Consider the following 20,278-nt stretch of genomic DNA (forward strand, 5'->3'; position numbering starts at 1 on the left):
CATGGAATTGCTAAAGCGTCAGCGAGCGTTGGCTTGTTGTAATTGAGTTGGGGTGTAGCGGTTTTCCACTTGGGCGATCTGGGTGAGCAGCGCCGGCACGTCGAGAATCAACGCCACGGCGCCGCTGCCCAGGATGGTCGAGCCGCTGATGCCGCGAAGGGCGCCGAACAGCTTGCCCAGCGGCTTGATCACGGTCTGGAATTCACCCAGCAAGTCATCCACCACCAGCCCGGCCTTGAGTTCGGCGTAGCGCACCACCACCACGTTCTGCCGGCGCGCGGCCGGGCCTTCATGGCTGAAGTGATCGCGCAGGTAAACCAGCGGCAACACCTCGCCGCGCAGGTCGAGGTAGCCTTGTTCGCGGCTGGCGAGTCCATCGTCTTCGCTCAGCTCGATGCATTCCTGGACCATGTCCAGCGGAATGACGTAGGTCGACTGACCGATGCCCACCAGAAAACCGTTGATGATCGCCAGGGTCAGCGGCAGGCGGATGCGCACCACGGTGCCCTTGCCAGGTTGGCTGTCCAGGTCGACGGTGCCGCGTAGCAGGGTGATGTTGCGCTTGACCACGTCCATGCCCACGCCGCGCCCCGAAAGGTTGGTCACGGCCTGGGCGGTGGAGAAGCCGGGCTCGAAGATCAGGTTGTAGATTTCCTGGTCGGTGGGGCTGGCCCCCGGCGTCACCAGGCCACGCTCCTGGGCTTTTTCAAGGATTCGGTCGCGGTTCAGGCCGGCACCGTCGTCGGCGATCTCCAGCACGATACTGCCCGAGTCGTGATAGGCGTTGAGGTGCAAATGCCCCTTGGCCGGTTTGCCCGCCGCCCGCCGCGCCTCGGCGGTTTCGATGCCGTGGTCCATGGCGTTGCGCAGCAGGTGCATGAGCGGGTCGCCGATTTTTTCCACCACGGTCTTGTCCAGCTCGGTCTCCGCACCGCTGATGATCAGGTCGATGTCCTTGCCCAGTTCCTGACTGACATCGCGCACCACCCGACGGAAACGGTTGAAGGTTTCGCCGATGGGGATCATGCGCAGGCGCAGGGCGCCGTCGAGAATTTCTTCCACCAGCCCGGACACGGATGAGGTGGCTTCCTGCAACGGGTCGTTGTGGCAGGTGCGGGCCAGCAGGCTGGCGCCGGCGCTGGCGATGACCAGTTCCCCCACCAGGTTGATCAGCTCGTCGAGCTTGTCGGCATTGACCCGTACATAGGTGCCGTCCTTGGCCTTACTGTCGCTGGTCACCGCCTGTTTGTCGGTGGCGATCTGGGCGGGCATGCGCGGCGTCTTGCGCTGGTCGGACAGCAACTCGCCGGTGGCGACCAACGCGGTGGTTTCCTCGGCCGGTTCCGGCGATGTGGTCACCATGCCAGTGTTGGCTTGGGGGGCGACGTCGTCATCCAGGGCAACGATCTCGATCACGCAGTCTTCCCGGACGAAGTCGAACACTTCGTTGATCGCCCCATGGCTGGCGGCGGAGCGAAACTCGATGTCGAAGCCCAGGTAGCAGGACTCGGCGTCCCAGGCGTCGGCGGCGGGCAGGGCGTCGGTCAAGGTGACGATGTCGACGATTTCACCCAGGGTTTGCAGATAACGCAGGAATGACAGCGGGTCCATGCCGTTGCGGAACACGTCGTGGCCGAAGCGCAGGGAAATGTGCCAGAGCCGTGTTTCGCCGGGTTCGCTGGTTGCGGTTTCATGGGCAGGCGTCGGGGCCGCAGCGGGCGAGGGCGCCTGGTACTCCTGCAGGATCTGGCACAGTTCCACTTCCCGCTGCAGGGCCGGTGGCGGCAGCGCTCCACCCTGGTTGGCGGCCACGTTGATCAGTTCCAGCATGTGATCGCTGGACTTGAGCAGCACCGCGATCAGGCCGGCGTCCACCTCGACGCTGCCGTTGCGCAGGCGATCGAGCACGTCTTCGACGATGTGGGTGAAGCTGACGATCGGTTCCAGGCCAAACAGCCCGGCCGAGCCCTTGATGGTGTGGGCCGCCCGAAAGATCGCGCCGATGGCGTCGTCGTCGCCGGGGTCGGTTTCCAGTTGCAGCAGCGACTCTTCCATCGCTTGCAACTGTTCCCGTGCCTCGACGATGAAGGTCTGCTGTGCCTGATCCAGATTGATGCTCACGCTCATATCCTTTGTCGTGTCCGACGTATTGCAGCCCTAGGCAACCAGGTTGCACAGGGCAAGTGTTTGCGTAACTGCCTTGCTTTGGCCGGTCAGTGTCAGCTGGGTCCCGGCCCGGGACGCCTCGCGCTGCACCATCAGCAGTAGTTGCAGGCCGGCCCCGTCCATCTCGGTGATCTGCGACAGATCGAGGGCCATTCGCGGTGTTGCGCCCAGGTGCGGTAACCATTGCGCGGCCAGGTCGGCGGCGGTGTAGATCGTCAGCTCGCCGTCGATGTGCACCTGGGCGGTGTCATCCTGTGTTTCGTAGTGCAACGGCATTGGAGCCTCCGGTCATCAGGGAAGAATCAGCTTGGATACCGCTGCCAGCATCTGCGCCGGCTGGAACGGCTTGACCACCCAGGCCTTGGCCCCGGCGGCCTGGCCTTCCTGTTTCTTCGATTCCTGGGATTCGGTGGTCAGCATGATGATTGGCGTGAACTTGTAGCTGGCCAGCTTCTTGACCTCCTTGACGAAGGTGATGCCGTCCATGTTGGGCATGTTCACGTCACTGATGATCAGGTGCACTTTCTGGCCATTGAGCTTGCCCAGCGCATCCTTGCCATCGCTCGCCTCGATCACGTCATAGCCGGCACTTTTCAACGCGATGCCGACCACCTGCCGAACGCTCGCGGAGTCGTCGACAACCAATACACTTTTAGCCATGAAAGGCTCTCCTAAAAGAAGGTTATTTCCTGTGAAACCTGTTGCGCACTCGAGTCGCCGTGGTGGTTGCGGCGTTGCTCGTCGGTGGCGTAAGTGGTCTCCATGCGCGCCAGCCATTGGCGGGCATCGATGGAGACGGCCTGGTCGGGCGACTGACTGGCCTGATGCAGGTGCACATGCAGGTCCTCGATGTTGTCGCGCACGTGGCTGAGGATCTGGCTGACCCGATCCTGGAATTGCAGGCTGACCAGCACTTCGGTGAGTTCATCGCGAATGCCGAAGCTTTCCCGCTGCAGCATGTCGGCCGAGTCGGCCAACCGGCCGGTGACACTCTTGAAGCGCTCCAGCACCTGCTGGATGCTTTGCTCGGAGGCACTGACCGAATGGCTGTCCTGGTCGGCTCCGCTGGACGCGGCATGGACCAGTTGGGTGATGGCGGTGTTGATGATGTCGACCTTGGCCGACATCTGCTGGCCGGTCTCGCTGGACTTGCTCGACAGGCTGCGCACGGCGTCGGCCACCACGGCAAAGCCACGCCCGGCTTCGCCGGCACGGGCGGCTTCGATGGCGGCGTTGAGCGCCAGCAGGTTGGTCTGTGCGGCAATCGCCGCGACATCGGCGGCCATGGTCCGCAGCTCGCCGGTATAGGCCGTCAGGTTACGCACCTGGGCCAGGGTTTCATCGCGGCTGGCCTGGGTGGCTTTCAGCGAGTCGATGACCTTGACCAGTTCACCTTCGCTCTGGGCCAGTACCTGCACGGCGCCGCCACTGCTGCTGCCGGCCAGTTCACCGGCGGCCAGTTGCGAAGCCTGCACGGTGTCTTCCAGGCGTGACGAAATGCCGGTGAAGCGGCTGGCCAGGGAGACGATTGCGGTTTCGGTCTGTTGCCGGGAGCTTTCGACCTGCTTGGCCCAGATCGGCATGGCCCCGAGAATGACTTCGTTGAGTTGTGCGTGGGTTTTATGGGCCAGCTGCTCGCTGCCTTGCAGGTCGTGGTGGGCCATGGCGGCGGCCAGGGCGCTGTCGAACTGCTGGCGTTGCGAACGCGCACCCCATACGCCAGCACCGACGCCCAAGGCCAGGATCGCCACGCTCAAACCGATGTTTTGCCCACTCGCACCATTGAGCGCCAGCACGCCAATGCTCGCGGCAATGGCCACTAGCACAGCACTCCAGAGGATGCGTGGTTTTGATTGGGAAAGGGGATGACCGTGAGAATACGACGTCATGGTTCGGTCCTTGAACAGTGTTGCCAACAGGTTATTTGCGAATAACTGGTTATCTGCGACCCTCGTTCGGACTTTAAGACCGGCTGTCCGATTCCGGTATTGCTGTAGGCATTGACCTACGCAGTACGTGGCACTGTGCTACTTCAGATTAGACGCAGTCTGGAAAATGTCGAATGCACCCGACGAAGGTCGGGTGACTTTGTGGCGAGGGGATTTATCCCCGTTGGGGTGCGAAGCAGCCCCCCTGCAAGATGAGCGCAATCCATCTGTCATAGCGAGGTGTCGGGTTTGGGGTCGCTTCGCAACCCAGCGGGGATAAATCCCCTCGCCACAAGAGTGTTCTCCAGTTGATTCTTTGAAACAGACGCAATGGATTGAGCTAAATTACCCCGCATCGGATTTTCGAACCTGCCATCAGAGTCCCCATGCCCACCCAGCCCCTCTGGAAAACCTATCTCCTGTTCCTGATCCCCATGGTTCTGTCCAACTTCCTGCAGTCCATGTCCGGCACATTCAACAGCATCTACATCGGCCAGATGCTTGGCACCCAGGCCTTGGCGTCGGTGTCGGGCATGTTTCCCATCGTGTTTTTCTTCATCGCTCTGGTGATCGGCCTGGGCGCGGGGGCGGGGGTACTGATCGGGCAGGCCTATGGTGCCGGCGAAACCGGCACGGTGAAGGCGATTGCTGGTTCGACCTTGTTGCTGGGGGCGATCATCGGCCTGGTGGCGGCGGTGCTGGGCAGCGTCTTTGCGCGCCAGGCGTTGCAAGGGCTCGGCACGCCGGCCGATGTGCTGGAGGACGCCGTTTCCTATGCTCGGGTGATGCTGTGGATCCTGCCGATGTTGCTGGTCTTTGTGCTGTTCACCCAACTGCTGCGCGGGGTGAGCGATACGGTGTCACCGATGTTGGCGTTGCTGGTGTCCACCAGTGTCGGGTTGATCCTGACGCCAGCGTTGATTCGCGGCTGGCTGGGGCTGCCGCAGATGGGCATCCAGAGCGCGGCGTTGGCGGGGCTGGCGGGGACGACGTCGGCGATGCTGATGCTGGCGTGGCGCCTGAACCGTCGCGCGCACGCCTTGGCACCGGACCGTGCGTTGTTCGCGGCGATGCGCCTGGACATGGACATCCTTGGCAAGGTGCTGCGCATCGGCCTGCCCACGGGGTTGCAGATGGTGGTGATTTCGTTGTCGGAGCTGGTGATCCTGGCGCTGGTCAACCGCCACGGTTCCCAGGCCACGGCGGCTTACGGCGCGGTGACGCAGATCGTCAACTATGTGCAGTTTCCGGCGCTGTCGATTGCCATCACCGCCTCGATCCTTGGCGCCCAGGCCATCGGTGCCGGACGCCTGGAGCGCCTGGGGCCGATCCTGCGCATGGGGCTTGTATTCAACCTCTGGCTCACCGGTGGACTGGTGCTGCTGGGCTATCTGCTGTCCCACTGGCTGCTGGGGCTGTTCATCACCGACCCGGCGGCCCGGGTCCAGGCCGAACACTTGCTGCATATCATGCTCTGGAGCTTGCTGGTGTTCGGCTTCCAGGCGATTGTCGGCGGCATCATGCGGGCCAGCGGCACGGTGCTGGTGCCGGTCGCCATCTCGATCTTCTGCATTGTCGGTGTGCAGGTGCCAGCGGCGTACCTGTTGGACGCTCACTTCGGGCTGCAAGGGGTGTGGATGGCGTTCCCGGTGGCTTACCTGGGCATGCTGTTGTTGCAGACGCTGTATTACAAGCTGGTGTGGCAGCATCAGCCGATCGAGCGCCTCGTTTAGATCGCCGTTTTGTAAAACAACACAAACGCCCTGTGTGCGAACCTGTGGGAGCAAAGCTTGCTCGCGATGACGTCGTCACATACAACGCCCCCCATGGGCTTTGAAACCGCTATCGCGAGCAAGCTTTGCTCCCACAGGTTCTGCTCCCACAGGTTCGGTGCCTGGCGATGTTACAGTGGCTGTTATCCACCCCTTCATCATTGAGGATCCGATGCCAGACCACCGTTCCTACCGCGCCTTCCTCTTCGACATGGACGGCACCCTGCTCAATTCCATCGCCGCCGCCGAGCGCATCTGGACACGCTGGGCCCTGCGCCACGGCGTGGACGTGGCGACGTTCCTGCCGACGATCCATGGCGTGCGCGCCATCGACACCATCGCCCGCCAGCATCTGCCGGGGGTGGATGCCCAGGCCGAGGCTGAGCAGATTACCCGGGAGGAAATCGAGGATGTCGAAGGCGTGGTGCAAGTGGCCGGTGCGGCTGCGTTTCTGAAAGGCCTGCCGCCTAGCCAATGGGCGATTGTCACTTCGGCGCCGATGGCACTGGCCTTGCGGCGTATGGACGCCGCCGGGATTCCACGCCCCTTGGTGATGGTCACTTCCGAAGATGTCAACGATGGCAAGCCCAACCCGGCCTGCTATCGACTGGCCGCAGAGCGCTTGCAAGTGGCGCCGCAGGAATGTCTGGTCTTTGAAGACGCAGATGCCGGCATCCGCGCTGGCGAGGCATCAGGGGCCGACGTGATGGTGGTGACGGCGACCCATACGCACCCGGTGGTCACCCACCATCCGCAGATCAAGGATTACCTTGGGCTTGCTGTTGAGATGAATGAAGCCGGCCTGATACGGATTCAGTAACCGCACAAGTCCTCTGTGGGAGCGAGCCTGCTCGCGATAGCGGTGGGTCAGCTTGCATCAATATTGGATGTGCCGACGCCTTCGCGAGCAGGCTCGCTCCCACAGGGGAGCGAGGACTTTGCGGCTCAGGTCACCACGCGATAGCACGGCACATACGCCGCGCCGCCCGGCAGTTTCATGCGGTGCTGGGCGACGAAGGCCTGGAGCAGGCGGTCGAGGGGTTCCATGATGGCGGCGTCGCCGTGGATTTCGTACGGGCCGTGCTCTTCGATCAGGCGGATGCCCTTGTCCTTGACGTTACCCGCCACGATGCCCGAGAACGCCCGGCGCAGGTTGGCCGCCAGTTCGTGGGCGGGCAGGTCGCGGCTCAGGCCCAGGCTGGCCATGTTGGCGTGGGTCGGGTCGAACGGGCGCTGGAAACCTTCGTCGATCTTCAGCAGCCAGTTGAAGTGGAAGGCGTCGTTGCGCTCGCGGCGGAACTGCTTGACCTCCTTGAGCCCCTGGGTCATCTGCCGTGCCACTTCGGCCGGGTCGTCGATGATGATCTGGTAGTGCTTCTGCGCCGCCTCGCCCAGGGTCGCACCGACAAACGCATGCAACTGGTCGAGGTACGGCGCGGCGCTTTTCGGCCCGGTGAGGACCACCGGGAAGGGCAGGTCCTGGTTGGCCGGGTGCATCAGGATGCCCAGCAGGTAGAGGAATTCCTCCGCCGTACCGGCACCGCCCGGAAAGATGATGATGCCGTGGCCGACGCGCACGAAGGCTTCCAGGCGCTTCTCGATGTCCGGCAGGATCACCAGCTCATTGACGATCGGGTTCGGCGCTTCGGCCGCGATGATGCCCGGCTCCGTCAGGCCCAGGTAGCGACCGCCATGGATGCGTTGCTTGGCGTGGGCGATGGTGGCGCCTTTCATCGGGCCTTTCATCACGCCGGGGCCGCAACCGGTGCAGATGTCCAGGCTGCGCAAGCCCAGTTCGTGGCCGACTTTCTTGGTGTATTTGTATTCTTCGGTGTTGATCGAGTGACCGCCCCAGCACACGACGATTTTCGGCTCCACGCCAGGGCGCAAGGTGCGGGCGTTGCGCAACAGGTGGAACACGTAGTCGCTGATGCCCTGGGACGAGCTCAGGTCGATGCGCTGGCTGTCCAGTTCGTTCTCGGTGTAGACGATGTCGCGCAGGGCGCTGAAGAGCATCTCGCGGGTGCTGGCGATCATCTCGCCGTCGACGAACGCATCGGCTGGCGCGTTCAGCAGCTCCAGGCGCACACCGCGGTCCTGCTGGTGAATACGGATCTCGAAGTCCTTGTAGGCTTCCAGGATGGTCTTGGCGTTATCAACATGGGCGCCAGTGTTGAGGATGGCCAGGGCGCACTGGCGGAAGAGGGTATAGATACTGCCGGAACCGGCTTCGCTCAGTTGCTGGACTTCGCGCTGGGACAAGGTCTCCAGGCTGCCCTTGGGGCTTACCGAGGCGTTGATTACATGTCTTTGAGTCATTCAGCTTTCCTTGAAAACGATGCCATGCACACAACGACGGCATCTTGAAAAAAACGTCCACGCAGAAAGATCGCACGATCCTTGCGCTATCGCCATGGACTTTGATCCGGACCCGGCGAGTCGGTTGCGCTACAAAATGAGCCCCAGCATAGCTAAATCGACCGGGCAGGCGATAATGCGTGACTCTTTTGATGCCGTACAAGGAAATTGCACCGCGATGTTCGAGATCAAACCGTGGGATGGCGACACCTACCGCAAGCAGACCCGCCGCAGCACCCTGATCATCGCGGTGGTGTTCCTGGCCCTGGCGATGCTGCTGTCCAGCCTGGCGGTGATGCTGTTCGGTACGCCGGGGGGCGATAACTTTCGTTTCAATCTCGGCGGGGTGATTGTCGCGGTGCTGGCGATGGCGGCGCTGATGCGCCTGTATTTCTGGTCGCAGCCGTGGATGGCCGCGGCGGTGTACGGTTGGCAGCTCAAGCGCAGCCTGATGAAAATCACCAACGTGATGCATCAGGTGACCGCCGGCGTGCAGGCCCAAGACCCCACCGCCATGAAATTGCTGCGTTTCTACCACCTGGGGTTGGCCCAGATGCATCAGCTGGACGCCAACTCCAGCGCCCAGGGCTCGCTGGCCCGGGAGGCCGACGCGCACTTGGTGAAGATGCAGGCGCTGGGCCTGGATCCTGAACAGTCGCGCCTGGACTCGAGCTGGATCGAGACGCTGAAGCAGGCCTATCGCGCAGGTTGATCGGTCAAAGCGTGCCGATACGGTCAAGTTCGGCTTTCAGCGCCTGGGCGTCGAGCTGGTCGAAGGGCAGGGCGAAAAAGGCCCTGCAGCGGGTTTCGATACGGTCCAGCGTGCTGTGGAAAGCCTGGCTGATCTGATCGTCGCTGCCTTGGACTTCCGACGGATCCGCCAGGCCCCAATGGGTCTTGATCGCCGGGCCAAAGTACACCGGGCAAGCTTCATTGGCGGCGTTGTCGCACACCGTGATGACGATGTCCGGCGGGTTGCTTTCGAAGGCGTCGTTGCCCTTGCTGCGCAAGCCTTTGATGCTGATGCCGGCCTCCTGCAAGGTACTCAGGCTGCGCGGCAGCACCTGGCCCTTGGGGAAGCTGCCGGCGCTGACGGCTTCGAACTCGACGGGAGCCAGGTGGTTGAACATCGCTTCGCTGAGAATGCTGCGACAGCTGTTGGCTGTGCACATGAAGAGGACTTTCATCGATCGGCTCCGATAAGCGCAAGGTAGGGCTGCGCCGGAGTATATGCGGACAATCGAATATATGGAATTTCGTATTTGTGATGAGGATATGAGCAGATAGCGCCAGGGCGCAGGATGCCTGCGCCCCAGCGGTTGGGAGAGTTACGATTTTCTGCCGCCGCCTTGGCCGCGTTCACTGCCTTTGTTACCGGCGCCGGTGCCTTTCTGCCGGTCGTTGGCAACGTTGCCGCCCGACGCTTGTCCGCCTTTCTTGCCGGCTTCAGATGCCTTTTCACGATCGTTTGCGAAGTTGCCTGGGTTTTTGTTTCCGCTACTGGCCATCTCGAGAATCCTCATTTTGGTTGAGCGAGCAACGTGCCTCGCATTATTTGGGAAAGAAAATGGCCGGGGGAAGTTTAAAAAAACTCTCTGGCTGGCGACGAATGGTCAGCCCGTGGATGTGTAGTTCTAATCCTCGCCGCCGCTGACTTTCCAATGCTTGGCATCTGTCGGAAAAACCACTTGCTCGACTCGATGGGCAATGCCGAATGCCAGGGAGTTTTCCGCCGGAATGACCCGTTCCTCGGCGCACAGGCATTTGAAGATATCCAGCTGTGTCGCGGCGCCGGCGGTCTCCTTGACGTAGATTTCCACATAGCGCGCCACGTCGTTGTCCAGGCTGGACAGGTATTCGCGCAAGCGTGAATGGTCCACCGATTTCTGGCCGAAGTACCAGTTCATCGGGTGGATCAGAAAACGCGAGTGCGGGGTGGTGGTGCGGTCGCTGGCGGCCAGGTACATGACGATGCCCATCGACTCTATGTTGCCGGCGTTCACCGCACGTACTGGCACCGGAAGGGACTTGATGAAGGTGTAGAGGGTGAAACCGAAGTTGGTACTGCCACCGACCGTGGAGAGATTGAGCATCAGCGAATCGGCGCCTTTTTCGATGGCTTCCAGGCAATTGTCCCGGAAGCGTTCCGTGGTGCCCTGATCGATCTGGCAATGGAAATGGACAATGTGTTCGGACATCTGAAACTCCTGTCGACTTCATCCGTTGACGTGCCTGCGCAACGGTGGCGCTGTACAGTTGGGAGTCCAGCGGTCTGCGGATGTTCCTCATCCAGGGCTAGCAGCCCATGGACGCATCAAGCCGGTTGCTGTTGTTCGCACGCCTGGGCGGCGTCTGTCATGCGCTGCAGGAACAGCGTCAACCCGGCTTCTTCCTCACTGAGGCCTTTGCGTGCCCGGGGTTTGGGCAGTTCCCCCAGGGCGCCGAGCAGGAAACCCTCGACCACTGCAGGATGAATGTAGCACTTGCGACAGACGGTCGGCGTGTTGCCCAGTTGCCGGGCGACGTGCCTGACCATCTCGGCCACGTGTTTCTTGGCCTCGGTCTCGGTTTCCCAACGCAGCGTCCGCAGCCCGGCCAGGGCCGCCGCACTGCCGGCCCAGGTGCGGTAGTCCTTGGCGGTGAAGTCCGCACCGGTGAGGGTCTTGAGGTAGGCGTTGATGTCCGAAGAACTGATGGCGTGGCGCTCGCCGTGTTCGTCCAGATACTGGAACAGGTTCTGCCCGGGGATCTCCTGGCAGCGCTTGATGATCCGTGCCAGGCGCCGGTCTTTCACGGTGATCTGGTGTTCGACGCCGCTCTTGCCGCGGAACTGGAAGGCGATGGCGCTGCCGTTGACCTCGACATGTTTGCTGCGCAGGGTCGTCAGGCCGTAGGAGCGATTGTCTCGGGCGTACTGGGTGTTGCCGACGCGGATCAGGGTTACGTCCAGCAAGGTGATGACCGTGGCCATGACCTTGTCGCGGCTGAAACCGGGCTGGGCCAGGATCTCTTCCAGGCGTTTGCGCAAGCGCGGCAGGGTGCGGCCGAATTCGAGCATGCGCGAGTATTTGTCCGCATCGCGCACTTCACGCCAGCGCGCGTGGTAACGGTATTGCTTGCGGCCCCGGGCATCGCGACCGGTGGCCTGGAGATGGCCGCGTGGGTCGGTGCAGATCCACACATCGGTGTAGGCAGGCGGTACGGCCAAGGCGTTGATGCGTTGGATTTCGGCGGCGTCGGTAATCCGCTGGCCCTGCGGGTCGAAGTAGCAGAACTTGCCGCGCAATTTGCGCCGGGTGATGCCCGGGGCGGTGTCGTCGACGTAATGCAGGTCGGCCGGCAGTGCGTCCGGGGGCAGGGTGTCGGGCATGAAAAAAGTCCTTGGCAGCGAATCCGGTGGCCTGTGAATTCATTGACCGCAGGCTGTTGCGGACGTGCCAAGTTTCTGAAGGGGACAGGAACCCCTGTGGGAGCGAGCCTGCTCGCGATGGCGTCAGACCAGCCCACATCAATGTTGACTGAACCACCGCTATCGCGAGCAGGCTCGCTCCCACAGTGAGATCATCTGGCTACGGGGTCCTACGCCAACACCGCCACCGCCTTGATCTGCGCCCACAACACCTGCCCCGGATGCAGCTTCAACTGGTCGCGCGAATACCGGGTGATACGCGCCAACAGTGGCGTGCCGGCGGCTTCCAGACGGATCAGCACATGGGCGGCGTTGTCGGCGGCCTGTTCGCTGACCACGGTCACTGGCAGGCGATTGAGGATGCTGGTCTGGGCGTCGTTTGCCAGGCTCAGGCTGACGTCCCGGGCCTGGACCTTGAAGCGCAGCGGCTGGCCGAGGGCCAGGGACGTGTGGGCCACACGTACGTTCAGTTGGCTGCCGGGCAGGTTCAGGGTCAGCAATTGATAAGTCGGGTCATAACCGCTGACCTTGCCCTCGATCACCACCCCAGCGTCATCCCCCAGGGCCAATGGCAGGTCGAGCCGGGCCAGGGTCTCACCGATGGGGCCGCTGGCCTGAGCGCGGCCAGCATCGAGCAGCACGATGTGGTCGGCCAGGCGCGCCACTTCGTCCTGGGAATGGCTGACGTACAGCACCGGGATATCCAGCTCATCGTGGAGCCGTTGCAGATACGGCAGGATTTCGTTTTTGCGCCGGGTATCGAGGGCCGCCAGCGGCTCATCCATCAACAACAGCCGCGGGCTGGTGAGCAAGGCGCGGGCGATGCCCACCCGCTGGCGTTCGCCGCCGGACAGGTTGTGCGGCGGCCGATCGAGCAAGGGGCCGATGCCCAGCAAGTCGGTCGCCTGGTCCATATCCACCCGTCGTTGAGCCGGCGCAATGCGCTTGAGGCCGAACGCCAGGTTGGCCCGCACCGACAAATGGGCGAACAGGCTCGCCTCCTGGAACACATACCCCACTGGCCGTTTATGGGGCGGCACGAATACACCGTGTTCGCTGTCCTGCCACACGTCGCCATTGACTTCGATAAAACCACGGGGCGGCCGCTCCAGCCCGGCGATGCAGCGCAGGCAGGTGGTTTTGCCGGAACCGGAAGGCCCATACAGTGCGGTCACGCCACGGCCTGGCAGTTGCACATCCAGGTCCATTGAAAAAGCCCCATGGTCGAGCTGCAAACGCGCGTGAATCATCGATCAGCTCCAACCGGCACGGGTTCTGCGGCTGGAGTACAGCGCCAGCAGCACAACGAATGAAAACACCAGCATCGCCGCCGCCAGCCAGTGGGCCTGGGCATATTCCAGGGCTTCGACATGGTCGTAGATCTGTACTGACACCACCCGGGTTTTCTCCGGGATGTTGCCGCCGATCATCAGTACCACGCCGAATTCGCCGACGGTATGGGCGAAACCGAGAATCGCCGCGGTGATAAAACCGGGGCGAGCCAGGGGCAGGATGACGCTGAAGAAAGTATCCCAGGGACTGGCCCGCAGGGTGGCGGCGACTTCCAGGGGGCGGTTACCGATGGCGGAAAAGGCGTTCTGCAATGGCTGCACCACAAACGGCATGGAATAGATCACCGAGCCGATCACCAACCCGGTGAAGCTGAAGGTGAAGGTGAGGGTGCCCAACCCGAGGGTCTGGGTGAGCTGGCCGATCCAGCCGTTAGGCCCCAACGCCAGCAACAGGTAAAAGCCGATCACCGTGGGCGGCAATACCAACGGCAACGCCACCACCGCACCCACTGGCCCGCGCAGCCAGGAGCGGGTGCGCGACAGCCATAAGGCGATGGGCGTGCCGATGAGCAGCAGGATCACCGTGGTCAACGACGCCAGTTTCAGGGTCAGCCAGATCGCTGCGAAGTCGGCACTGGTCAGTGGCATTTAGCGTTGATAACCGTAGGCTTGGATGATGGCGGCGGCTTTCGGTCCCTTGAGGTAATCCACCAGCGCCACGGCGGCCGGATTGTTACGGCCTTTGCCAAGGATCACCGCGTCCTGTTTGATCGGGTCATGCAGTTCGGCCGGGACGATCCAGGCCGACCCCCCCGTTACCTTGCCGTCCTTGTACACCTGGGACAGTGCAACGAAGCCTAGCTCGGCGTTGCCGGTGGAAACGAATTGATAGGCCTGGGTGATGTTCTGGCCTTCGACAATCTTGCTCTTGACCTGCGCGGCCAACCCCAGCTTGTCCAGTACCTGGGTCGCGGCCAAGCCATAGGGCGCGGCCTTCGGGTTGGCGATGGACAGGTGCTGGAAAGCGTTGCCCTTGAGGACCTGGCCCTGGCCGTCGACATAACCGTCCTTGGCCGACCACAGCGCCAGCGTGCCGACGGCATAGGTGAAGCGCGAGCCCTTGACGGTGTCGCCTTCGCTTTCGAGTCTGGCCGGGGTGCTGTCGTCGGCAGCGAGGAAGACCTCGAACGGCGCGCCGTTCTTGATCTGCGTGTAGAACTGTCCGGTCGCACCGTAGGCGGCCACCACTTTGTGCCCGGTGTCTTTTTCGAAATCGGCGGCGATGGCCTGGAGCGGGGCGGTGAAATTGGCGGCAACCGCCACTTGCACCTCATCGGCCTGGACGGTGCCAACGGTAAACAGTGTGGTCAGCAGCAACGGCGCGAAGCGGGGAAAGGGCATGGGGACGGCTCCGTAGGGTCATATTCGCTATATACCAGAATATATAGCGAATGACTGGCAAACGGAACGCGGCAATTTGTCGGGGACATTGGTGTGAGAGGACTGCCGCCATCGCGAGCAGGCTCGCTCCCACATTGGATTTCGAGTGTTCGCAAGGTCTGTGCCCAACACCAACCCTGTGGGAGCCGAGCTTGCTCGCGATAGCGGCAGCACATTCAGCACTGATGCAAGCTGATCCACCGCCATCGCGAGCAAGCTCGCTCCCACAGGTCTACCAAGTGCTGTGTTCGCCACAGATCCTCTGTGGGAGCGAGCCTGCTCGCGATGGCGGCCTGACAGGCGATGATGAGTCAGGAACTGCCACGGCTGTTCAATCGGGCCAATGTCTCCTCGGCCAGCCGCCGGGTCAGCTCGGCGCTCGACAACTCGCGACCCAGGGGAAACGCCTGGCCGGCCCAGAGGTTGCTGAAGTCCGCTTCATCCTTGGCGCGCAACGGCATCAAGGCCCCGCCGGCCAGGGGAAAGGCCGGGGCCAGCGGGCTCATCGGGCCCACTTCGCGCATCACCCGGTTGACGATGCCCCGGGCCGGGCGGCCGGTGAACAGGTTGGTGACGGCGGTCTGGCTTTCCTTGGCTGTGCGCAGCGCCCGGTGATGGGACGCGCTGATCTTGGCCTCGGGCGTGAACAGATAGGCGCTGCCCAGTTGCACCGCCGAGGCGCCAAGGGCGAACGCGGCGACGATTCCCCGCGCATCCCCGATTCCGCCAGCAGCAATCACCGGCACCTTCACCGCGTCCACCACCTGGGGCAACAAGGCGAACAGCCCGACCTGGGTATTGAGGTCGTCACTGAGAAACATCCCGCGATGCCCGCCTGCTTCATAGCCCATGGCGATGATCGCGTCGCAACCGTGCTGTTCCAGCCAGATGGCTTCCTCGACGGTGGTGGCCGACGAAAGGATTTTCGCGCCAGTGGCCTTCACTCGATCCAGCAAGGATTTTTCCGGCAGGCCGAAGTGGAAACTGACCACTTTCGGACGCATCTCCTCCAGCACACGGCAGGCCGCATCATCGAACGGCGTGCGGTTGGACACCGGCGTCGGCGCGTCGAAGTCCGCGCCCAGTTCCTGGTAGTACGGCTTGAGCCGCTGCTTCCAGGCCTCGGCCCGCTGTTCATCGAACGCCGGCGGCTGGTGACAGAAAAAATTCACATTGAATGGCTTGTCGGTCTGTTCACCGATGGTCGTCAGTGCCTGGCGCAGTTGCTCGACATCCAGCATCGCCGCCGGCATCGAACCCAGCCCGCCGGCATTGCAGGTCGCCACCACCATGGCCGGCCCGGTCACCCCGGCCAGCGGCCCCTGGATAATCGGCAGCTCGATTCCGAGCAGGTCAAGAATGCGCGTATCTGGCCACTGGCTCATGTGCGGGTCTCCGACGGCAGAAAGGAAACAGCGTTTTTAGCAGGTGTACCCCGGCCAAGGCCAGTCGAGTTTTCAATGGCGCACCGTAACTTGATCCCCACAACGGGAGGGTTACCATGCGGCTTCATTCATCAAGGAGCCTGACTCATGGAAGTGAAACTCAAGACCGTCGAACCTTTCACCGTGGCCGGCCTGCAGGTGCGTACCCGCAACACCGACGAGCAGCAACCCGACACGGCCAGGATCGGTCCGATGTGGCAGCAGTTCTTCACCGAAGAGCTGTTCGACACGATTCCGGCCAGGCAGTCGGAGTCGTTCGTCTACGGGGTGTATTCCAATTACGAGTCCGACGCCACCGGCTATTTCGACGTGACGGCCGGGGTGCAGGTGGATGCGACCAGCGCAGGCTACCCCGCCGTGGACATCGAAGGCGGGGACTACCTGATGTTTGCGGCCAAAGGGCCGATGCCCGATTGCGTAATCCAGACCTGGGGCCTGATCTGGGCGTACTTCGCCGATAACCCGCAGACACTGCGTCGCTTCACCACCGATTTCGAGGTCTACAGCGGCGACGAATCCGTGGCGATCTACATTGGCGTTCAGTCCGCGGACGAGCGTTCCAGCGCCAGCAACTGACGCTTGCGTTCCACGCCCCAGCGATAGCCCGACAGGTTGCCGTCGCTGCGCACCACCCGGTGACAAGGGATCGCCACCGCCAGGCTGTTGGCACCGCAGGCCTGGGCCACGGCGCGCACGGCCTTGGGCATGCCGATGCGCTGGGCGATCTCGGCGTAGCTGGCGGTGCTGCCCGGTGGAATGTCCCGCAGGGCTTGCCAGACCCGCTCCTGGAACGCGGTGCCGCGCAGGTCCAGGGGCAGGTCCAGGCCCAGCGCCGGGGCTTCGATAAAGCCCACTACTTGGGCGATCAACTGCTCGAATTCGCGGTCGGCACCGATGAGATTGGCCCGACGGAATTTGTCTTGCAGGTCCCGCACCAGCGTGTCCGGGTCGTCTCCCAGCAGGATCGCGCACACGCCACGTTCGCTTTGCGCCACCAGGATCGCCCCGAGGGAGCATTGGCCGACGGCGAAACGGATGTCGGTGTTCTGGCCCTTGGCGCGGTAGTCGGTGGGTTTCATGCCGAGGACTTTGTCGGCGGCTTCATAGAAGCGGCTGTTGGAATTGAAACCGGCGTCGTACAGCGCTTCGGTGATCGTGCCGCCATCGGCCAGGCGTTCGCGCACCCTGCGTGAGCGATGGGCGGCGGCGTAACCCTTGGGGGTCAGGCCGGTGACGGCCTTGAAGATCCGATGAAAATGGAAGGGGCTCAAGCCGGCGCTGGCTGCCAGTTCATTCAGCCCCGGCAGCTCCTCGGCCGCCTCGATCTGCCGGCAGGCCGCCGCGACCCGGGCCGCTTGTTGGGCGGCGACCTGGGTCTGGTCCCTGGCCGCGCGCTTGCTGGGGCGATAACCGGCTGCCTGGGCTTGTTCCGGGGTGTCGAAGAACTCGACGTTACGCGGGTTGGGCAGCCGCGACAGGCTGCTGGGGTGGCAGTAGATGCCGGTGGTTTTCACGCCATAGACGAATTGCCCATCGGCGCGCGGATCCCGGGCGAGCACGGCGGCCCAGCGCGGATCCAGTTCAGGGGCGAGATTGTTCGAAGTGCTGTTCATGGTCGTTATGTCCATTGGCCCGTTTTGTCTACAGTAGCGAGCCTGTGGGGTGGCAACACTCCGGGTCTTGCGGTTGAATTCTGCACCGTCATCCGGCGGTGCGAAACGTCAGGTTGATCCGCTGGCTGCCCAGGCGCGGATGCTGTCCTTCCTTAAGGGGCAGCACGCCGTGGTAACGCAAGCGGTCCACGCCGCCCCAGACCACGATGTCGCCGTGCAGCAACGGGATGCGCAGGCTCTTGTCGCTGCGCTCGAAGCCGCCGAACTGGAACACCGCTGGCAAGCCCAGGGACACCGAGACGATGGGGGCGGCGAGGGAACGTTCGTTCTTGTCCTGATGCAGCGACATCCGCGCGCCGGGCACGTAGCGGTTGATCAGGCAGCTGTCGGGCTCGAAATGCTCGAACTGTGCCTGCCGGGCGGCGGCCTGGGCCAGCTCGCGAAACACCGCCGGCATCTCGGGCCAGGGCTGGCCGGTCTGCGGGTCATGGGCGGTGTAGCGATAGCCGCTGCGGTCGGTGGTCCAGCCCAGCGCGCCGCAACTGCTCAGGGCCACCGACATGGTAAAGCCGCCGGGCGTGACCATCTGCCGGAACGGCGCGGCCTGCAAGACGCTTTCCAGGGCCGGCAGCAAATGCTCCAGCCAGGGCAGGGCGAACCCGCGTAGCACGAAGGATTGTTGGCCGATCTGTTCGACCTGGCCGGGCGTGGTGGGCGCCTGGTCGGCGAACAGGTCCAATGTGAGCGGTGTGTCACTACTGCGCATCATGAAAAATGATTCCCAAGGTGTGCCGCCTGCCGCTGTGCACGCAGCTGACGCCATGACGCATGTTCACCCGATAATAACCGCGAACGCCTTTGACCGGCCGTTGATGCACGGCAAATACCACTGCATCGCCCTGTTTCAGATCGATGATCTGCGGCCGCGACTGCATGCGCGGGCGCTGTTCGGTGAGGACGAACTCGCCGCCGGTAAAATCCTCGCCCGGTTCCGCCAGCAGGATCGCCACCTGCAACGGGAACACCTGCTCGCCGTACAAATCCTGATGCAGACAGTTGTAGTCCTGCGGACCGTATTGCAGCAACAACGGCGTAGGGCGTTGCTGCCCGGCGGCATGGCAGCGCTGAATAAAGTCGGCGTGCTCGTCGGGGTATCGCACCTCAAGGCCCATGCATTCGTTCCAGCGGTTCGCCAGCGGTACCAGCTGCGGATACAAGGATTGACGCAATTGCTGGACGAGGTCGGGCAACGGATAGCGAAAATACTGATACTCGCCGCGCCCGAATCCATGGCGGGCCATGATCACCCGGGAACGAAAAAGCCCGGGTTCGGCGTACAAATCACTGAGCAGCCGGCATTGCGCTGGCGGCAGCAGGTTGCGAATGATTGCACAGCCGTCCTGGTCGAGGCTCTGTTCCAGGGCGGGCCAGTCAAGGTCGGCGAGGTGTTGGGGCAGGGAAGGCGTAGGGGGCACGATAGCAATCCTGTTGGGAAGGACTGTTCAGTCTGCGTAGTGCTGCGTTGCCGGGCACTCCGATTCTTGCGGTGCGCAGCCATTCCCTGTGGCGAGGGAGCTTGCTCCCGCTGGGCGGCGAAGCCGACCCAAACTCACTGACGCATTCTTTCAGGTAGACCGCGCCAGCAGGTTTTACGACTGCTGCGCAGCCGAGCGGGAGCAAGCTCCCTCGCCACAAGAGCATGGCGTTCACTGGCCATGGGGCCATCAGCTGAAATCAATCGGGATGAGTCGTTACAGCGCTTTGCTGACACCGATTTCGCTGATCACATCGTCGGTTTCGCCATGCAGTTTCTGCAACGCGGCCCTGGCTTCTTCCTCGGTGCCGTTTTCCAGTTGCGCGAATTCGAAGCGGCGTTCGCCGTTGAGCTTGTACTTGATGACGTATTTGGTCGTCTGGGCCACGGTTTTACCTTTCTTGAAGGGGCGATGCTCAGCTCAGTTTCGAGCTGGAACGCCGGATGATTTTGATCTTGTGAGTCAGGTTCGGCTTGCGCGTGACGCTGATTGCACGGCGGTTGACGGTGTCGATGGTGATGTTCCAGAAACCGGTGCTAGGGGCGGTGATCCTGGCCGGGAAGGTGTCGAACGCGCCGCCGTGATAAGTGTGCCGGCCGCCGTTCTTGAAGCTGCGGAAGTTGGCGTCGTTCATCAAACGGATGTTGCACATTTGGGAGCATTCGATGACGACGATGTCGTCTTCGTTCAGGTGCTCGCGCTGGTGAATGAATTTCATGGGGCGCCTCCAGAGGGCTTTTTCTACCAAATCAAAACGATAGCAAGGGCAATGATGCGCAGTTTATCAGCCCCGAGTGTTAATATCCGGCCCGCGCTCCAGGCTTTGTTCATTTATCGCAGGAAGCGGGATAAAAAAAGCGGTGCGGTACCGGAGAAAAACGGCATCTGCACTGTCGGAGGGTCTTTATTGGAGGAATCATATGAAGCGCAGCGTGTGGGTGTTGGCATTGGCCATGAGTGGATGTGCATCGGTATCGGACATCAACCAGACGCCGCCCACCATGAGCGTCATTTCCGGAAAGAAACCCCACGAATATGCCAAGTGTGTTTCTGACAAACTGGCCAGCAGCCGTGGTCCATTGCAAGTGGAGCCGCACAAGAATGGTGGTGTGCGGCTGATCGTCCCGGGCAAACTGTCGACCCTGCCGGCTGCGGTGTTCGACATTGACGAGCGCTCCAGTGGCAGCAGCATCAAGTTGCACGAAAGCATGTCCAACGTACCGGTACGTCCGGGCGACGTGCAGGATGCGGCCAACGCCTGCATTTCCGGCTGATCGCAGGCTGCGCCTGACGAGCGGGCCGGGCATCGGATAAACTGTT

At 62.5% G+C, this 20,278-nt stretch carries 22 protein-coding genes and 1 pseudogene; 5 read left to right on the forward strand and 18 right to left on the reverse strand.

Going from position 1 to position 20,278, the window contains the following annotated elements:
• Positions 1 to 18: 18 nt before the first annotated feature.
• The 4 genes and pseudogenes from PBDP_RS11805 to PBDP_RS11820 form a co-directional block, all read right to left on the reverse strand.
• Positions 19 to 2,121 carry a chemotaxis protein CheA gene (locus PBDP_RS11805; RefSeq protein ID WP_109755301.1) on the reverse strand — a complete coding sequence of 701 codons (2,103 nt, stop codon included), beginning with the start codon at positions 2,119 to 2,121 and terminating at the stop codon, positions 19 to 21.
• Between the two features lie 36 nt (positions 2,122 to 2,157).
• Positions 2,158 to 2,442: an STAS domain-containing protein gene (locus PBDP_RS11810; protein ID WP_109755214.1), complete on the reverse strand. Its 285-nt coding sequence runs from the start codon at positions 2,440 to 2,442 to the stop codon at positions 2,158 to 2,160.
• A 15-nt stretch (positions 2,443 to 2,457) separates the two neighbouring features.
• Entirely contained in the window at positions 2,458 to 2,826 is a 369-nt protein-coding gene (locus tag PBDP_RS11815) for a response regulator (protein ID WP_003203044.1), read from the reverse strand.
• 11 nt (positions 2,827 to 2,837) lie between these two features.
• A pseudogene (locus tag PBDP_RS11820) lies at positions 2,838 to 3,782 on the reverse strand (methyl-accepting chemotaxis protein); the annotation flags it as partial.
• 698 nt (positions 3,783 to 4,480) lie between these two features.
• Between PBDP_RS11820 and PBDP_RS11825 the strand changes: the two are divergent.
• Entirely contained in the window at positions 4,481 to 5,827 is a 1,347-nt protein-coding gene (locus PBDP_RS11825) for an MATE family efflux transporter (protein ID WP_109755212.1), read from the forward strand.
• Between the two features lie 211 nt (positions 5,828 to 6,038).
• Positions 6,039 to 6,686 carry an HAD-IA family hydrolase gene (locus PBDP_RS11830; protein WP_109755211.1) on the forward strand — a complete coding sequence of 216 codons (648 nt, stop codon included), beginning with the start codon at positions 6,039 to 6,041 and terminating at the stop codon, positions 6,684 to 6,686.
• Positions 6,687 to 6,811: 125 nt separating this feature from the next.
• On the opposite strand, the gene ppnN is transcribed toward PBDP_RS11830, so the two are convergent.
• Positions 6,812 to 8,185 carry a nucleotide 5'-monophosphate nucleosidase PpnN gene (gene ppnN / locus PBDP_RS11835; RefSeq protein ID WP_025213122.1) on the reverse strand — a complete coding sequence of 458 codons (1,374 nt, stop codon included), beginning with the start codon at positions 8,183 to 8,185 and terminating at the stop codon, positions 6,812 to 6,814.
• Positions 8,186 to 8,402: 217 nt separating this feature from the next.
• On the opposite strand from ppnN, the gene PBDP_RS11840 reads away from it, so the two are divergent.
• Complete coding sequence (locus PBDP_RS11840) at positions 8,403 to 8,936, forward strand: DUF3087 family protein (protein WP_212802278.1); 534 nt, start codon at positions 8,403 to 8,405, stop codon at positions 8,934 to 8,936.
• A gap of 4 nt (positions 8,937 to 8,940) precedes the next feature.
• On the opposite strand, the gene PBDP_RS11845 is transcribed toward PBDP_RS11840, so the two are convergent.
• From PBDP_RS11845 to PBDP_RS11880, 8 genes are all read right to left on the reverse strand, one after another.
• Positions 8,941 to 9,411 (reverse strand): arsenate reductase ArsC, encoded by a 471-nt coding sequence (locus PBDP_RS11845; RefSeq protein ID WP_109755209.1) that lies wholly within the window; start codon positions 9,409 to 9,411, stop codon positions 8,941 to 8,943.
• A gap of 141 nt (positions 9,412 to 9,552) precedes the next feature.
• A complete protein-coding gene (locus PBDP_RS11850) occupies positions 9,553 to 9,732 on the reverse strand; it encodes a con-10 family general stress protein (RefSeq protein WP_109755208.1) in 180 nt (59 codons plus the stop codon).
• Between the two features lie 126 nt (positions 9,733 to 9,858).
• Positions 9,859 to 10,422 (reverse strand): ATP-dependent Clp protease proteolytic subunit, encoded by a 564-nt coding sequence (locus PBDP_RS11855; protein WP_057450977.1) that lies wholly within the window; start codon positions 10,420 to 10,422, stop codon positions 9,859 to 9,861.
• Positions 10,423 to 10,538: 116 nt separating this feature from the next.
• A complete protein-coding gene (locus tag PBDP_RS11860) occupies positions 10,539 to 11,594 on the reverse strand; it encodes a DNA topoisomerase IB (protein ID WP_212802279.1) in 1,056 nt (351 codons plus the stop codon).
• A 209-nt stretch (positions 11,595 to 11,803) separates the two neighbouring features.
• Positions 11,804 to 12,883: a molybdenum ABC transporter ATP-binding protein gene (gene modC / locus PBDP_RS11865; protein ID WP_116832089.1), complete on the reverse strand. Its 1,080-nt coding sequence runs from the start codon at positions 12,881 to 12,883 to the stop codon at positions 11,804 to 11,806.
• A gap of 3 nt (positions 12,884 to 12,886) precedes the next feature.
• Positions 12,887 to 13,573, reverse strand: coding sequence for a molybdate ABC transporter permease subunit (gene modB / locus PBDP_RS11870; protein WP_212802280.1), 687 nt, complete (start codon positions 13,571 to 13,573; stop codon positions 12,887 to 12,889).
• Complete coding sequence (gene modA, locus PBDP_RS11875) at positions 13,574 to 14,326, reverse strand: molybdate ABC transporter substrate-binding protein (protein WP_109755204.1); 753 nt, start codon at positions 14,324 to 14,326, stop codon at positions 13,574 to 13,576.
• Between the two features lie 350 nt (positions 14,327 to 14,676).
• Complete coding sequence (locus PBDP_RS11880; RefSeq protein ID WP_212802281.1) at positions 14,677 to 15,750, reverse strand: NAD(P)H-dependent flavin oxidoreductase; 1,074 nt, start codon at positions 15,748 to 15,750, stop codon at positions 14,677 to 14,679.
• 147 nt (positions 15,751 to 15,897) lie between these two features.
• Between PBDP_RS11880 and PBDP_RS11885 the strand changes: the two genes are divergently transcribed.
• A complete protein-coding gene (locus PBDP_RS11885; protein WP_109755202.1) occupies positions 15,898 to 16,386 on the forward strand; it encodes a GyrI-like domain-containing protein in 489 nt (162 codons plus the stop codon).
• Here PBDP_RS11885 and ada read toward each other — a convergent pair.
• From ada to PBDP_RS11910, 5 genes are all read right to left on the reverse strand, one after another.
• Positions 16,350 to 17,423 carry a bifunctional DNA-binding transcriptional regulator/O6-methylguanine-DNA methyltransferase Ada gene (ada, locus tag PBDP_RS11890; protein WP_212802282.1) on the reverse strand — a complete coding sequence of 358 codons (1,074 nt, stop codon included), beginning with the start codon at positions 17,421 to 17,423 and terminating at the stop codon, positions 16,350 to 16,352. The two genes, PBDP_RS11885 and ada, sit on opposite strands and share 37 nt — an antisense overlap.
• Before the next feature lie 88 nt (positions 17,424 to 17,511).
• Positions 17,512 to 18,192 carry a DNA oxidative demethylase AlkB gene (alkB, locus tag PBDP_RS11895; RefSeq protein ID WP_109755200.1) on the reverse strand — a complete coding sequence of 227 codons (681 nt, stop codon included), beginning with the start codon at positions 18,190 to 18,192 and terminating at the stop codon, positions 17,512 to 17,514.
• Entirely contained in the window at positions 18,179 to 18,898 is a 720-nt protein-coding gene (locus PBDP_RS11900; RefSeq protein ID WP_212802283.1) for a 2OG-Fe(II) oxygenase, read from the reverse strand. Before PBDP_RS11900 ends, alkB begins: the two co-directional genes overlap by 14 nt.
• A gap of 276 nt (positions 18,899 to 19,174) precedes the next feature.
• Positions 19,175 to 19,345, reverse strand: coding sequence for a hypothetical protein (locus PBDP_RS11905; protein ID WP_162893818.1), 171 nt, complete (start codon positions 19,343 to 19,345; stop codon positions 19,175 to 19,177).
• A gap of 28 nt (positions 19,346 to 19,373) precedes the next feature.
• Positions 19,374 to 19,676 carry a DUF1883 domain-containing protein gene (locus PBDP_RS11910; protein WP_109755198.1) on the reverse strand — a complete coding sequence of 101 codons (303 nt, stop codon included), beginning with the start codon at positions 19,674 to 19,676 and terminating at the stop codon, positions 19,374 to 19,376.
• 202 nt (positions 19,677 to 19,878) lie between these two features.
• Here PBDP_RS11910 and PBDP_RS11915 point away from each other — a divergent pair, with 202 nt between their 5' ends.
• Entirely contained in the window at positions 19,879 to 20,232 is a 354-nt protein-coding gene (locus PBDP_RS11915; RefSeq protein ID WP_109755197.1) for a hypothetical protein, read from the forward strand.
• The last annotated feature ends 46 nt before the right edge of the window (positions 20,233 to 20,278 follow it).

Origin of the sequence: Pseudomonas sp. St290, assembly GCF_018325805.1 — a bacterium.
In the GTDB taxonomy this organism is placed as follows: domain Bacteria; phylum Pseudomonadota; class Gammaproteobacteria; order Pseudomonadales; family Pseudomonadaceae; genus Aquipseudomonas; species Aquipseudomonas bijieensis.